The sequence below is a fragment of the Sphingosinicella flava genome (assembly GCF_016025255.1).
Lineage (GTDB): Bacteria > Pseudomonadota > Alphaproteobacteria > Sphingomonadales > Sphingomonadaceae > Allosphingosinicella > Allosphingosinicella flava.
The window spans coordinates 456,410-470,034 of the sequence record NZ_CP065592.1 but is presented as its reverse complement, the minus strand read 5'-3'; the positions used below and the strand labels follow the sequence as shown (position 1 = coordinate 470,034).

Here is a 13,625-nt window from a genome sequence, read left to right as displayed (position 1 = left end):
AGATCGTCTGGATTCCAGCTTTCGCTGGAATGACGGTGAAGAGGTGAGCGAGGAACAGGCCCCCGATCCCGACGAAACCGCCCGGAAGCTCTTTTCCGGGCCGATCTCCTTCCTGAAATCGGCGCCGGGTCTGCAATTCCTGCCCGACGCCGACGTGCTGGAAGTGGCCTTCGCGGGCCGCTCCAACGTCGGCAAGTCCTCGCTCATCAACAAGCTCACCAATCGCAACGGCCTCGCCCGCACCTCCAATACACCGGGCCGGACGCAGGAACTCAATTTCTTCGATGTGGGCGAGCCGTTGCGCTTTCGCCTCGTCGACATGCCCGGCTACGGCTTCGCCAAGGCGCCCAAGGACATCGTCCGCAAGTGGCGCTATCTGGTCAACGACTATCTGCGCGGCCGCCCTGTCCTGAAGCGCGCCCTGGTGCTGATCGACGCGCGTCACGGCATCAAGGATATCGACCGCGAAATCATGAAGATGCTGGACGAAGCTGCGGTCAGCTATCACCTTGTCCTCACCAAGGCGGACAAGATCAAGGCGTCCGAACTCGCCGCCGTCACCGCCGCGACCGAGGAGGAAGCGCGCAAGCGTCCCGCCGCTCATCCGGACATTATTCCCACGTCCAGCGAAACCGGATTGGGCATCGACCAGTTACGGAAAGCAGTGATCGACGCCATCGGCTGAACCGCGCGAAGGAGGAAGAAGATTGCTCAAGCTCATCATCGGCAACAAGGCCTATTCCTCCTGGTCCCTGCGCGGCTGGCTGGCCGTCAAGCAATCCGGCCTGCCATTCGAGGAAATCACCGTCCCCATGTTCGACGACGAATGGGACAAGAGGACGAAAGGCAACGAATTCGCCCCCTCGGGCGGCAAGGTGCCGATCCTGTGGGACGACAAGGCCGTAATCTGGGATTCGCTCGCCATCATCGAATGGCTGGCGGACAAGACCGGCAAGGATCGTTATTGGCCGGCCGACGACGCCGCGCGCGGCATGGCGCGCTCCATGGCGGCGGAAATGCATTCGAGCTACCAGCATCTCCGCAACGAATGCAGCATGAACGTCCGCAAGCAATTTCCCGCCAAGCAACTATCCGAACCGGTGCGTCAGGAAGTGACACGCATCCTCCAGCTCTGGGCCCAGGCCCGCGCCCGCTGGGGCACGGGAGGCCCCTACCTGTTCGGCGATTTCGGCGCGGTCGACATCATGTTCGCGCCGGTCGTCACCCGCTTCGTCACCTATTCGATCCAGGTGCCGCCCTTCGCCGCCAATTATATGGAAACGATCCTCAGCCACCCCTGGATGCAGGAATGGATTTCAGCGGCGCAGGAAGAACCCTGGGTGATCGAACATTACGAGCAGACGGTTTGAGATAGCCTCATCAGTGCTCCGGCGAAGGCCGGAGCCCAGTGGCGCCATCCGTGCGGCTGGACCCCGGCCTTCGCCGGGGAACGGGATCAATAAGGCTCGCCGTCCTTGTGCCGATATATGCCGGCCGCCGAATCCCATAAGAGATCGATATCGGGATAATGGCATTGGCCGCTGTCGGGACTCCCCGCCACGACGAAGGTGCAGTCCGCCTCCGTCCGGTTGACGAGATGATGGCCGTTCGGCGCCCCTTTTGGAAAAGCGGCGCAGTCGCCGGGCCGCAGCACCGTCTCGCTCCCCTCCTCCACCAGCACCGCCTCGCCGTCGAGCATGACCAGGAATTCGTCCACCGTGTCATGCCAATGCCGCTGGCTGGAAATGCCGCCGGGCTTCAACGTGACGTGGCTGACGCCGAAATCGCTGAGCCCGCCTGCCGGCGCGAGCCGCCGGAACCATCGCCCGCCCATGTCCGCCGCAAAGGGCATGGGATAGCCGGTGCGATTGGTCGCTTCGATGGCGTCGAGGTCGATCTTCGGCATGTCAGTCTCCGCTGGGCTTGAGGCGTAACGATTGCTAGGCATAAACCCCTATGTGCTCTTGCGGAAGCAGGAGCCCAGCGGCGCGGAACGGCGAAACTGGGCTCCTGCTTCCGCAGGAGCATTCTTGAGAGAGCTTCGAATGACCGCAATCGATCCCGTCGACCTGACCCGCCGCCTGATCGCGTGCCCCAGCGTGACGCCGCTGGAGGCGGGCGTGCTGAATGTGCTGGAGGCGGAACTCCGCACCATCGGCTTCGAAGTCCATCGCTTCACCGCGGGCGAGGCGCCCGACGGCCCGGTCGAAAACCTCTTCGCCACGCGCGGATCAGGCGCCCCGCATTTCGCCTTCGCGGGCCATGTCGATGTCGTTCCAGCCGGTGCGGGCTGGTCCTCCAACCCGTTCGAGCCGGAAATCAGGGGCGACCTCCTCTACGGACGCGGCGCGGTGGACATGAAGGGCGCCATCGCCGCTTTCCTGGCCGCATGCGAGCGGACGGCGGAGCATAAGGGCACATTGAGCCTCATCATCACCGGCGACGAAGAAGGCCCTGCCGTCCATGGCACCGTCGCGCTCATGGACTGGATGGCGGCGCGCGGCATCCGCCCGGACATGATCCTCGTCGGCGAACCCACCTCCGAACACCGCCTCGGCGACACGGTGAAGATCGGGCGGCGCGGGTCGGTCAACATCTGGATCGACCTCCCCGGCACGCAGGGCCATGTCGCCTATCCCCACCTCGCCGACAATCCGATCACGAAGCTTGGGGCACTGATCCAGGCGCTGAAGGCCATGCCGCTCGACGAGGGCAACGACTGGTTTCAGCCCTCCAATCTCGAAGTGACCGAAGTGTCCGGCGGCTCGTCGGCCTGCAACGTCATTCCCGGCGTCGCCCATGCCCGGCTCAACATCCGCTTCAACGACATGCAGAAAGGCGCCGGCCTGGTCGCCCGCGTGCGCGCGATCGCGGAAGACATCGCGCCCGGCGCCAAGGTCGAGGCGAAGATTTCGGGCGAGGCCTTCCTGACCGCTCCCGGCGCGCTCTCCGGCATCGTGACCGATGCGATCCGTTCTGAAACCGGCCTCGACGCAACCTTGTCCACCAGCGGCGGCACGTCCGACGCGCGCTTCCTTTCGAAACTCTGCCCGGTCGTCGAATTCGGCCTGCCCAACGCGACGATGCACAAATTGGACGAGGCGGTGGCGGTGGAAGACCTCGCTATCCTCGCCGCCATTTACGAACGGATCATCCGCGCCGCGCTCGGCTGACCGCGCCCGAAAGTGTGGACAAAGCCGCCCGCATCCGCATATCGGGCGCTGACAAGGAGATTTCCCGCATGAGCTGGCTCACTCGCGTCCGCCAATCCATACCCTTCCTGCCCAAGCGCGAGACGCCGGACAATCTCTGGCACAAATGCCGCGAATGCGGGACGATGGTGTTCACCAAGGAGTATGAGGAGAATCTCTCCGTCTGCCCGAAATGCGATCATCACGGCCGCATCGGGCCGCGCGCCCGCTTCGAACAGATCTTCGATCCCGGATACACGATCCTTCCCCAGCCGCAGGTGCGCGAAGATCCGCTGAAATTCCGCGACAGCAAGAAATATACGGACCGCATCAAGGCCGCCCGCCAGAGCACGGGCGAGCAGGACGCGCTGATCAACGCGCGCGGCACGATCGAGGGCGAACAGGCCGTGATCGGCGTCCAGGACTTCGCCTTCATGGGCGGATCGATGGGCATGGGCGTCGGCGCCGCCTTCGTCGCGGGCGCCCGCGCGGCGATCGAGGCGCGCTGCCCCTATATCATCTTCACCGCGGCCGGCGGCGCGCGCATGCAGGAGGGCATTCTCTCCCTCATGCAGATGCCCAAGACCACCGTCGCCATCGCCGAGCTCAAGGAAGCGGGCCTCCCCTATATCGTCGTCCTGACCGACCCGACGACCGGCGGCGTCACCGCCTCCTACGCCATGCTCGGCGACGTCCAGCTTTCGGAACCCGGCGCCCTGATCGGCTTCGCGGGCCAGCGCGTCATCGAATCGACGATCCGCGAAAAGCTCCCCGAAGGCTTCCAGCGCGCCGAATATCTCCTCGATCACGGCATGGTCGACATGGTCGTGCACCGCAAGGATCTGCGCGAACGTCTGGCGAAGCTGGTGTCCTACCTGGCGCCGGAGCGGAAGGCGGCATAACGCACCATGCCGTCATTAAAGGCAGTTTGGGCTCCTGCGAAAGCAGGAGCCCAGATTGAAGGTCCGGCGCCGCTAGGCTCCTGCTTTCGCAGGAGCACATCCGTGCATTTTCCTATTCCATTCTTCTAATGCCCGATTTCGCCACCTCCGACGATCCCCGCGTTCAGGCGCAGCTCGATCGCCTCGCCCTCCTCTCCCCCGGCGCGGACGTGCTGGGCCTCGAGCGTATCTCCGCCCTCCTCGCCCGCCTCGACAATCCCGAGCGCAGCCTCCCCCCCGTCTTCCACGTCGCGGGCACCAACGGCAAAGGCTCGACCTGCGCCTTCCTCCGCGCCGCGATGGAAGCGTCGGGGCTGAAAGTCCACGTCTTCACCAGTCCCCACCTTGTCCGCTTCAACGAACGCATCCGCCTCGCCGGGACATTGATCGAAGATGCGCACCTCGCCGGCCTGCTCGACGAAGTCCTCGCCGTCGCGAGCGGCATTTCTCCCAGTTTCTTCGAAGTAACGACCGCCGCGGCCTTCCTCGCCTTCGCGCGGACGCCCGCGGACGCCTGCATCGTGGAAGTCGGCCTTGGCGGCCGCCTCGACGCCACCAATGTCCTCCCCTCCCCCGCCGTCTGCGGCATCGCCCAGCTCGGGCTCGACCACCAGGCCTTCCTCGGCGACCGCATCGAACAAGTAGCGGCTGAAAAGGCAGGCATCGCCAAAGCGGGTGTGCCGCTGGTCACTCAACCCTACCCACCCAATGTCGCCGAACCCATCCGCCAGGCGGCCGCCCGGGCCGATGCTCTCTGGCTCCCCCGTGGCGAAACCTGGGATGCGGAAGTCCGTGGCGGCCACCTCTTTTATCGTGACGAAGGCGGCGAGTTCGGCCTTCCGCTCCCCCGCCTTGCAGGGGCGCATCAGGCGATGAACGCCGCCCTCGCCGTCGCGATGATCCGGCATCAGGATCGTGTCGCTGTACCGTTCCAAGCCCTCGAAGCGGCCATGCACGGGGCGCAATGGCCCGCCCGTCTCCAGCGCCTTGGCCCCGGCCCGCTGCACGATCTCCTGCCAATCGGGACCGAGCTCTGGCTCGACGGCGGCCACAATCCCGCCGCCGCGCGGGCCATCGCCGATCATTTCGCGAGCCGCCCGCTCCACATCGTCCTCGGCCTTCTCGCCAACAAGGACGCGTCAGGCGTGCTGACGGCGTTCCAAGGGAAGGAAGCGATCTTTTATACGGTGCCCGTGCCGGGACACGAGCATCATGCTCCGGAAACGCTCGCCGGGCTGGCTGCCCAAGCAGGCTTCAGGGCGGAACCTGCAAAGGACGTTGCCGAGGCCCTTGGCCGCATCGCAGCCGAGGGGGACACTGACCCAGTCCTCATCATGGGCTCGCTCTATCTCGCGGGCACCGTGCTGAAGGCGAACAGTGAGGCGCCCGTTTAAGCCGCTGTATCGCCTTCCTGTACCCGCGCCGCATCGCTTGCGGGAACGAGCCCCGGCGCCGCTACCTCCTGCCGCCGCTGGTGCGCTGAACGAATCCATTCGAGAATGCAGAAGACCACCGCGATACCACCGAGCGCGGCAGTGAGATAGAAGACGGCGACATAACCCTGGGTCTCGATCATCTCGCCCAGCGCGCCCCGGCCCAACGATCCGACCAGCAGGGTTAGCGAGGACAGCAACGCATATTGGACCGCGCTATAGCTCTTGCTCGCTATGGACGAGAGGTAGGCGACATAGGCCGCGCCCGCGAGCCCGCCCGCGATATTCTCGCCCGAAATGGCGATCATCAGCCGCACCATACGCGGATCGATGCCGAGACTGTTAAGGCCAAAGGTGTTGGCGAAGGCATCGATGAAGGGCGCTCCGGCCGCGAGGTCCGCGTAAAGCAAATTCGTGGCGGCGGCGACGATGGCGCCGAGGATGAGGGTCGGCATCCGCCCGAGCGTCACGAACAGCACGCCGCCGATCGCAATGCCCGCGATCGTCATGAAGACGCCGAATATCTTGGAGGCGAACGCCACCTCGTCCGCACTATACTGAAGCTCCGTCAGGTAGAATGGGAAGGCGAATGGCCCCCAGATGCTGTCGGTCAGGCGATAGGTGAGCACAATGCCAAGCGCGATGACCACGCCCCAGCGCAGCCGCCCGATCAGGTCGGCCAACGGCAGCAGCAGCGCGCCATAAGCATGATCGGCTCCCCGCGCGGCGGCGCTATCCGCAGGACGCGCCTCGGTCAGAACGTGCCGTCCCTTTTTCTGCAGCCAATTGAAGAGAGTGGCGACAAGGGCCGGAAGCAGCACGGTAGCGGCGATGATCCACGGCCCTGTCTCGGCGGTGAAGTCGCTTGCCTTGGGTGGGTTGGGGTCGTTCGGAATCGGGTTCAGCATCCGCACCATGAAGAAGGCGACGGTGAGAATCGCCCAGATCCAGCCCGCTGCGACGACGGCAAGGCCCGCCGCGCGCACCCTGGGGTCGATCGCGCCGGGCTCGCGAAGCTCGCGCTCGCCCAATTCAGCCGGAGGCCGCGCGGTGTCAGGCGCGAGCAAGGTGGCGATGACAGTCAGCGCCATCACACCCCCCATCACGGCGTAGACGCCCGGCCAGCTGATCCTTTCCGATAGCACCAGCGCGAGCGCGCCGCCGACCAAAGCCGCGATGCGGAAACCCATCTGATAGATGGAGGACAAAATCTCGACCGTCGCGACCTCGTCCGCGACATCGATGCGCCAGGCGTCGATCACCACGTCCTGCGTAGCCGAGGCAAAGGCCCCGACCACTGCGACCAATGCGAAAGTGCCTATGGCCAGCACCGGATCGGTGAAGGACAAGGTAACGAACGTGGCGGCGAGCAGCAGTTGGCAGACGATCAACCATCCCCTGCGGCGGCCGAGGCGGCCCACAACAGGCAGGCGCGTCCGGTCGACCAAGGGCGACCACAGGAATTTGAAGGCGTAGGCAAGGCCGATCCAGGAGATAATGCCGATCGTCGCCAGATCGACCTTTGCCTCCCCAAGCCAGGCGTTGAGCGTGCCGACCAGCAGCGAGAAGGGCAGCCCGGCCGAAAAGCCGAAGATCAGCATGATGCCCGTCTTGCGGTTCTGGAGCGCGGTCCTCAGCAACCTGAGGCCGGTCGGTTTCCTGTCCAAGCAAGTCCCTCCGCTTCTATTCACGCGCCAGATTAGCGATCTCTGGCCCCTTGCCTAGTCCGGCTTTGCCCCCGCTTTGGCATAAAGGCTCAATCCCCCCGGAACCTTCTTCACCTCCTCGCCCGACAGCTTCCGGTCCAGCACGTCCAACGCCGCCTTCAGCTCCTTGTCGGTATAGGGCTTAGCGAGGCAGCCGACGGCCAGGCTTTGCGCTTCCTCCGGGCAATTGCCGGTCACGAACAGCACCGGTACGCCCTTCGCCGCCGCCGCCCGGGCAACGTCGATGCCGTCGCCTTCGCCCGACAGGCGGACATCGCTCAGCACCAGGTCGAGCGCTTCCGTTTCGATCACGCGCAGGGCGTCGACGAGATTGTCGACCGTCGCGACCACTTCATAGCCGGCGTCCGCCAGACGATATTCGTTGTCGAACGCCACCAACGGCTCGTCCTCCACCACGAGGATCCGGCATATTGCCCTTTCGCGTTTTCCGAACAGCATTATATGGACACCAACTTTCCGGCATTCGATCTGTTCGCGTAACGAGCGAAGGGGCGGCCGGTGTCCATGACGGCCAATCGTCTGGGCGCGAATACATTTCGGCTGCCCGGATGGCGGCCACGGAGGCAGCCTTGTCCAACCCGCGTTCTCCCAAGGAGCCGCAGCGCATCGCCAAATTGCTCGCCCGCGCGGGCGTCGCATCCCGCCGCGATATCGAGCGGATGATCGAGGAGCGCCGGATTGCCATCAACGGCGTCGCGGTCGAGAAGCCAGCGACCCTGCTCACCTCGCTTCACGGCGTCACCGTCGACGGCCAGCCCGTGCAGGCGCCCGCGCCCGCCCGCCTGTTCCGCTTCCACAAGCCGACCGGAGTCCTCACCGCCGCCCGCGATCCGAAGGGCCGCCCGACCATCTACGATCGCCTGCCCAAGAGCCTGCCGCGCCTGATGCCGGTCGGCCGCCTGGACATGAACACCGAAGGCCTCTTGCTCCTCACCACCGATGGCGAGCTGAAGCGCCAGCTTGAACTGCCCTCCACGGGCGTCGAGCGCACCTACCGCGCCCGCGTGTTCGGCGACGTCAGCCAGGAACAATTGGAAGAGCTGATCCACGGCGTCGAGATCGAGGGGGTCCGCTACGGCGCGATCGACGCCAATCTCGAACGCCGTACCGGCCGCAACGGCTGGGTCGAAATGAAGCTGACCGAAGGCAAGAATCGTGAAGTGCGTCGCGTGCTGGAATATCTCGGTCTGCAAGTCTCGCGCTTGATCCGAACCTCTTACGGGCCGTTCCATCTGGGCGACCTGCCCGCCGGAATGGTCGACGAAATCCGCCAGCACGACCTTGTCGCGTTTAAGAAGAGCATGGGTGAGAGCAAAAAAACTCCTCCCCCCCTTTCAAGGGAGGGACCGAGGGTGGGATCGCGTCCGGTCCGGCTCGACGCCGGATCGGACGCCTTATGGCGCCCGCGCTCGCGCAGCTCGCGACCCACCCCAACCCCTGCCAGACAAGGGAGGGGCAAAAAGAAGTGAGAATCATCTCCGGCGCCTGGCGGGGCCGTCCGCTGGCCGACCTGGAAGGCCGCGGCACCCGCCCGACCAGCGATCGCGCCCGCGAAGGTCTCTTCTCCATGCTCGCCAGCCGCATCGGCAGCTTCGAGGGCCTTGCCGTCGCCGATCTCTTCGCGGGCACGGGTGCGTTAGGCTTGGAAGCCCTGTCGCGTGGCGCCAGAAATTGCCTGTTCGTCGAAAACGACCGAAGCGCGCTCGACACGCTCCGTTCGAACGTCGATCGCTTTGGCGCCCGTGAGCGCGCCGACATTCGTCAGCAAGGGGTCGAGCATGTCGCGCCACCCTCGCAGCCGCGCGACCTCGTCTTTCTCGACCCGCCTTATGGCAAGGGCCTCGCCGACATGGCCCTCGTTCGCATCGCCGATCCCGCCTGGGTAGCGCCCGGCGGCTGGATCAGCGTGGAAACCGCTGGCGAGGAGATCGCCATCCCCGGAGCCTTCACGCTCGAAACCGAACGCCGCTTCGGAAAAGCGCATATCCACCTTCTCCGCCGCAACTGAGCGGTTGAGTCGGCGGCTCTCGTTCCCTAACTGTTCATGATGCTCGTTGTGCTCCGGCGAAGGCCGGAGCCCAGTGGCGCCGGTAGAGCGGCTGGACCCCGGCCTTCGCCGGGGAACAAGAAAAGCAAGACAGTGACCGATCTCCAGACCCGCGAACCCGGCTATATCCAGGGCCTTAACGAACCGCAGCGCGAGGCTGTGCTGACCACGGAAGGTCCGGTGCTGGTCCTCGCGGGCGCGGGCACGGGGAAGACGGCGGCGCTGACCGCGCGCCTCGCCCACCTCATCGCCACGCGCCGCGCCTGGCCGTCGGAAATCCTCGCCGTCACCTTCACCAACAAGGCGGCGCGCGAGATGCGGGAGCGCGTCGGCCGCATTGTCGGCGAAGCCGTGGAAGGCATGCCCTGGCTCGGCACCTTCCATTCCGTCGCCGCCAAAATGCTCCGCCGCCATGCCGAGCTTGTCGGCCTGCAATCCAGCTTCACCATCCTCGACACGGACGATCAGCTCCGGCTCCTGAAGCAGCTCATCACTGCCGCCGATCTCGACGAGAAACGCTGGCCCGCGCGCCAGCTCGCGGGCCTCATAGACCGCTGGAAGAATCGCGGGTGGACGCCGGAGGAAATCGATGCCGGGGAAAGCGAAGCCTATGCCAATGGCCGGGGCGCGGAACTCTACGCCCAATATCAGGCGCGGCTGCGCACCTTGAACGCCTGCGACTTCGGCGACCTGCTCCTCCACATGCTGACCATTTTCAAGAAGCATCGCGATGTGCTTGAAAACTATCAGCAACGTTTCAAGTATATCCTCGTCGACGAATATCAGGACACGAACCAGTCCCAATATCTCTGGCTCCGCCTCCTCGCGCAGGAGCGCAAGAATATCTGCTGCGTCGGCGACGACGATCAGTCCATCTATAGCTGGCGCGGCGCGGAGGTCGCGAACATCCTCCGCTTCGAGCGCGACTTCCCCGGCGCCAAGGTGATCCGCCTTGAGCAGAATTACCGCTCGACCCCCCACATCCTCGGCGCCGCATCCGGCGTGATCGCGCAGAATTCATCCCGCCTCGGCAAGACCCTCTGGACCGAATATGACGCGGGCGAAAAGGTCGAGGTGATCGGCGTCTGGGACGGCCCGGAGGAAGCCCGCCGTATCGGCGAGGAGATCGAAACCCTCCAGCGCAAGGGCGAGCGCCTCGACGACGTCGCCATCCTCGTCCGCGCCCAGTTCCAGACCCGCGAGTTCGAAGACCGCTTCATCGCCATCGGCCTGCCCTATCGCATCGTCGGCGGTTTCCGCTTCTACGAACGCGCCGAAATCCGCGATGCCCTCGCCTATCTCCGCGTCATCGCCCAGCCCGCCGACGATCTTGCCTTCGAGCGCATCGTCAATGTGCCCAAGCGCGGTCTCGGCGACAAGGCGGTCGCGAAGATCCACAGCTTCGCCCGTGCCGCCGGAACGCCCCTCCTCTCCGCCGCCGCGCAGATGCTCGACACGGACGAGCTGACGCCGCAGGCGCGCCGCGCGCTCGGCAATCTCGTCGGCGATTTCGCCCGCTGGCGCTCCCGCCTCGCGGAATTGCCGCATCCGGAGCTCGCCCGCCTCATCCTCGATGAGAGCGGCTATACCGCCATGCTCCAGGCCGAACGCTCGGCCGAAAGCGCCGGACGCCTCGAAAACCTCACCGAACTCACGCGCGCCATGGAGGAATATGAGAATTTGGGCGCGTTCCTGGAACATGTCAGCCTTGTCATGGAAAATGACGCGGCGGGCGATCAGGAGAAGGTGACGATCATGACCATCCACGCCGCCAAGGGCCTGGAATATGGCACCGTCTTCCTCCCCGGCTGGGAAGAAGGCGTCTTCCCTTCGCAGCGGTCGCTGGACGAAGGCGGCCTCGCCAGCCTCGAGGAAGAACGCCGCCTTGCTTATGTCGCGATCACAAGAGCACGGCGTAAGTGCTTCATCATCCACGCCGCCAACCGCCGCATCTACGGCCAATGGACCAGCTCGATCCCCTCCCGCTTCGTCGCCGAATTGCCGGACGAGCATGTGACGAGCGAAACCACGATGACCGGCGGCGAGAGCCTCTGGCGCGCCAACTGGTCCGAACGCGCCGATCCCTTCGCCGACGTCGCGCGCGGCACCGGACGCGGCCCGGGCTGGCAACGGGCCGCCAGCACCGGCGGCTTCGACCGCAATCCCGCGCGCGTCATCGAAGCCCGCGCGAGCGCTATCAGCCTCGGCAATCCCGGCCGCACCGACATTTCACTCGGCCAGCGCGTCTTCCATTCGAAATTCGGCTACGGCATCGTCGCGGAGATCGAAGGCAACAAGCTCGAAATCGACTTCGAACATGCGGGAAGAAAGCGCGTCCTCGACAGCTTCGTCAGCCTGGGCGAAAACCGGGATTAGGTAATTTCCGCCACCCGTGTTATCATCCGCATATCGCGCAACATCCTGTATCGCTTTAGCATTTGCGCGACTGAGAGACTTGGCACGTGCTCCCGCTTATCAGCCATGGAGCGTTTATGGACCTCAATTATCTCTATTGCCGTCAACAGATCGAACTGATGCGCGCGGCCGACGCCTCGTGTCCCGAGGCCCGCCAAGCGCACCAAGGCTTGGCTGACGGCTATAACCGGCTCATTGTCGAGCGCCGCGATCTCTTCTCCCCAACTTCGTTAAGGCGATGACGGGAGGCCGTTCCGACAAATAATTGCCGGTGCTCTTACAATCCCGCTCAAAGCTGCTATATGAATTTTGCTACCAGTCGCAAACTGACGGTCTTTGGCGCTTTGCGGCACCTCTTTCCTTCTTCTCGCCTCTTCTAGCACCGGAGGGCCGAGTGGCGGCCCGCCATTATCCAAGAAGGAAATAGATATGCCTACCGGCACCGTAAAATTCTTTAACGCCGACAAGGGCTATGGCTTTATCGCGCCGGAAGAAGGCGGCAATGACGCTTTCGTTCACATCAGCGCCGTCGAAGCTGCCGGCATGCGTACGCTCGATAAGGACCAGCGCGTCCAATATGAGCTGGAGCAGGATCGCCGCGGCAAGACGTCCGCTGTGAATCTTCAGAGCGCCTGATCCGGTCGGTGCCCCGGCAATCGCCGGGGCACTCCCCTCCTCGATCAAGGCATTTGAAATGACAGCGCAATATTATTTCGATCGTGCCGCCGAAGCGCGGCGCGATGCAGATGCCGCCAGCCTCGCCAATGTGCGGGAACGCTGCCTGCGGTCCGAAGCGGCCTTTCTCGACATGGCGTCCCGCGCGGAACGCGGGGCCAAGATGCGGGCGCGACTGGAGGCTGAAAAGTCCGCAGCGCTCATCACCGAACAGGAGGACAGAGCATTTTCTCCACCCGTTTGAATTTGAAAAGACACCCTATGAATAGTGTAAAATTCCGCCCGGCCCCTCCACGCGAGGATCGCCGCGCCCCTCCGGCCTCATCCAAGGCCGCGCTTCTCAGCCGGCACGACCCGGTCGCCTGGCTCGCCGCCCTGGAAATTCTTGGCTGACCCAGGCCCGCGAGCCTTCGCTCGCCTTGACTCGCCCTGGATTACCTAATCACCCTGAGGATCGCGGCGTTCCCGGCCCGCGCCGGGGCCCGCCGCCGCCGCCCGGCCGGCGCTGGCCGCGCGGCCCTGGGCGCGGCCCATCGGGCCGGGGCGGACGCGGCGGATGCCGTGGCTCGCTCCCTGCGAGCTTGCGGTCCGATACCGCATAGCCCTCCTTCAACAACCGGGTGAAGGCGGATCGGACACTGGCCGCGATTGCGTCCTGCAACGGCTTGGGCAGGTCCGCGAAGGTCGTGTTGGCATGCACGCTGTTGATGTCGCGCAGCAGCGCGTTCTGCATCCCTCCCGAACCCGCCTTCAGCGCGGCAAGGGAATCGATCACGGCGGAGAAAATGATCTCCTGCATCACATCGGTCGCGGACTTGTTCATCATCGTCCAACGCCAATAGGGCCGGGAATGTCCCTGTCCAGTGCCCAGGACAATCGCCCTGAGCCGCTTTCGCGGATTAAGCGAGCCAACCTGAGAAGAAGGACAGCCACGACCAGCTGTCATAAGTCGGCGCCACGGCCGGCCCGATTGAATCCGCCACTTTTTGCACAAGATCCGCTTTCGTCATGTCGACTCCATTCCCTGAATTTCCAGAATGATTCCCGGAGAATGTTTTCAGCCAATATTTATCGACGAAACCGCTACTTACATAGACGGATGCCGATCCCGCACGGCACAGAAGCCCTGAAGGGTTGCGCGGCCGGCGGATTATTCGCGGGGGGCATGAGGACGGATCGTTTTGCGTCCCGGCGGG

14 protein-coding genes and 1 pseudogene are annotated in these 13,625 nt (G+C 64.6%); 11 read left to right on the top strand and 4 right to left on the bottom strand.

The window, feature by feature from the left end; genetic code table 11:
• The first annotated feature begins 43 nt into the window (after positions 1 to 43).
• Together yihA and IC614_RS02385 are read left to right on the top strand one after the other, a co-directional pair.
• The gene (yihA, locus tag IC614_RS02390) at positions 44 to 685 is read left to right on the top strand and encodes a ribosome biogenesis GTP-binding protein YihA/YsxC (RefSeq protein ID WP_200972152.1); all 642 of its coding nucleotides are present in this window, start codon (positions 44 to 46) and stop codon (positions 683 to 685) included.
• Positions 686 to 707: 22 nt separating this feature from the next.
• Positions 708 to 1,370: a glutathione S-transferase family protein gene (locus tag IC614_RS02385; protein WP_200972151.1), complete on the top strand. Its 663-nt coding sequence runs from the start codon at positions 708 to 710 to the stop codon at positions 1,368 to 1,370.
• 86 nt (positions 1,371 to 1,456) lie between these two features.
• On the opposite strand, the gene IC614_RS02380 is transcribed toward IC614_RS02385, so the two are convergent.
• On the bottom strand, positions 1,457 to 1,906 hold the full coding sequence (locus IC614_RS02380) for a cupin domain-containing protein (protein ID WP_200972150.1): 450 nt from the start codon (positions 1,904 to 1,906) through the stop codon (positions 1,457 to 1,459).
• Between the two features lie 139 nt (positions 1,907 to 2,045).
• Between IC614_RS02380 and dapE the strand changes: the two genes are divergently transcribed.
• The 3 genes from dapE (at position 2,046) to IC614_RS02365 (ending at position 5,526) form a co-directional block, all read left to right on the top strand.
• On the top strand, positions 2,046 to 3,173 hold the full coding sequence (gene dapE / locus IC614_RS02375) for a succinyl-diaminopimelate desuccinylase (RefSeq protein ID WP_200972149.1): 1,128 nt from the start codon (positions 2,046 to 2,048) through the stop codon (positions 3,171 to 3,173).
• 68 nt (positions 3,174 to 3,241) lie between these two features.
• Positions 3,242 to 4,093 (top strand): acetyl-CoA carboxylase, carboxyltransferase subunit beta, encoded by an 852-nt coding sequence (gene accD / locus IC614_RS02370; protein ID WP_200972148.1) that lies wholly within the window; start codon positions 3,242 to 3,244, stop codon positions 4,091 to 4,093.
• A gap of 128 nt (positions 4,094 to 4,221) precedes the next feature.
• Entirely contained in the window at positions 4,222 to 5,526 is a 1,305-nt protein-coding gene (locus tag IC614_RS02365; RefSeq protein WP_200972147.1) for a bifunctional folylpolyglutamate synthase/dihydrofolate synthase, read from the top strand.
• Here IC614_RS02365 and IC614_RS02360 read toward each other — a convergent pair.
• Together IC614_RS02360 and IC614_RS02355 are read right to left on the bottom strand one after the other, a co-directional pair.
• Positions 5,523 to 7,232, bottom strand: coding sequence for an AmpG family muropeptide MFS transporter (locus IC614_RS02360; protein ID WP_404829139.1), 1,710 nt, complete (start codon positions 7,230 to 7,232; stop codon positions 5,523 to 5,525). The two genes, IC614_RS02365 and IC614_RS02360, sit on opposite strands and share 4 nt — an antisense overlap.
• 54 nt (positions 7,233 to 7,286) lie before the next feature.
• Positions 7,287 to 7,730, bottom strand: coding sequence for a response regulator (locus IC614_RS02355; RefSeq protein WP_200972146.1), 444 nt, complete (start codon positions 7,728 to 7,730; stop codon positions 7,287 to 7,289).
• A gap of 140 nt (positions 7,731 to 7,870) precedes the next feature.
• Here IC614_RS02355 and IC614_RS02350 point away from each other — a divergent pair.
• The 6 genes and pseudogenes from IC614_RS02350 to IC614_RS02325 all read left to right on the top strand — a co-directional run.
• Positions 7,871 to 8,602, top strand: a pseudogene (locus IC614_RS02350) (pseudouridine synthase); the annotation flags it as partial.
• Positions 8,603 to 8,757: 155 nt separating this feature from the next.
• A complete protein-coding gene (gene rsmD / locus IC614_RS02345) occupies positions 8,758 to 9,300 on the top strand; it encodes a 16S rRNA (guanine(966)-N(2))-methyltransferase RsmD (protein ID WP_200972144.1) in 543 nt (180 codons plus the stop codon).
• A 132-nt stretch (positions 9,301 to 9,432) separates the two neighbouring features.
• Positions 9,433 to 11,715, top strand: a complete 2,283-nt coding sequence (locus IC614_RS02340) for an ATP-dependent helicase (RefSeq protein ID WP_226372700.1) — start codon at positions 9,433 to 9,435, stop codon at positions 11,713 to 11,715.
• 116 nt (positions 11,716 to 11,831) lie between these two features.
• Positions 11,832 to 11,996 carry a hypothetical protein gene (locus IC614_RS02335; RefSeq protein ID WP_200972143.1) on the top strand — a complete coding sequence of 55 codons (165 nt, stop codon included), beginning with the start codon at positions 11,832 to 11,834 and terminating at the stop codon, positions 11,994 to 11,996.
• 187 nt (positions 11,997 to 12,183) lie between these two features.
• Positions 12,184 to 12,390, top strand: a complete 207-nt coding sequence (locus IC614_RS02330; RefSeq protein WP_200972142.1) for a cold-shock protein — start codon at positions 12,184 to 12,186, stop codon at positions 12,388 to 12,390.
• Positions 12,391 to 12,448: 58 nt separating this feature from the next.
• Entirely contained in the window at positions 12,449 to 12,673 is a 225-nt protein-coding gene (locus IC614_RS02325) for a hypothetical protein (protein WP_200972141.1), read from the top strand.
• 198 nt (positions 12,674 to 12,871) lie between these two features.
• Here IC614_RS02325 and IC614_RS02320 read toward each other — a convergent pair whose 3' ends face one another.
• Positions 12,872 to 13,255, bottom strand: a complete 384-nt coding sequence (locus IC614_RS02320; protein WP_200972140.1) for a hypothetical protein — start codon at positions 13,253 to 13,255, stop codon at positions 12,872 to 12,874.
• Positions 13,256 to 13,625: the final 370 nt, after the last annotated feature.

Bases quoted from the DNA above. Each gene is read 5' to 3' on its own strand.
- accD (WP_200972148.1), top strand. From the start codon at position 3,242: ATGAGCTGGCTCACTCGCGTCCGCCAATCCATACCCTTCCTGCCCAAG.
- IC614_RS02325 (WP_200972141.1), top strand. From the start codon at position 12,449: ATGACAGCGCAATATTATTTCGATCGTGCCGCCGAAGCGCGGCGCGAT.
- IC614_RS02365 (WP_200972147.1), top strand. From the start codon at position 4,222: ATGCCCGATTTCGCCACCTCCGACGATCCCCGCGTTCAGGCGCAGCTC.
- IC614_RS02320 (WP_200972140.1), bottom strand. From the start codon at position 13,255: ATGATGAACAAGTCCGCGACCGATGTGATGCAGGAGATCATTTTCTCC.
- dapE (WP_200972149.1), top strand. From the start codon at position 2,046: ATGACCGCAATCGATCCCGTCGACCTGACCCGCCGCCTGATCGCGTGC.
- IC614_RS02335 (WP_200972143.1), top strand. From the start codon at position 11,832: ATGGACCTCAATTATCTCTATTGCCGTCAACAGATCGAACTGATGCGC.
- IC614_RS02355 (WP_200972146.1), bottom strand. From the start codon at position 7,730: ATGCTGTTCGGAAAACGCGAAAGGGCAATATGCCGGATCCTCGTGGTG.
- IC614_RS02330 (WP_200972142.1), top strand. From the start codon at position 12,184: ATGCCTACCGGCACCGTAAAATTCTTTAACGCCGACAAGGGCTATGGC.
- IC614_RS02380 (WP_200972150.1), bottom strand. From the start codon at position 1,906: ATGCCGAAGATCGACCTCGACGCCATCGAAGCGACCAATCGCACCGGC.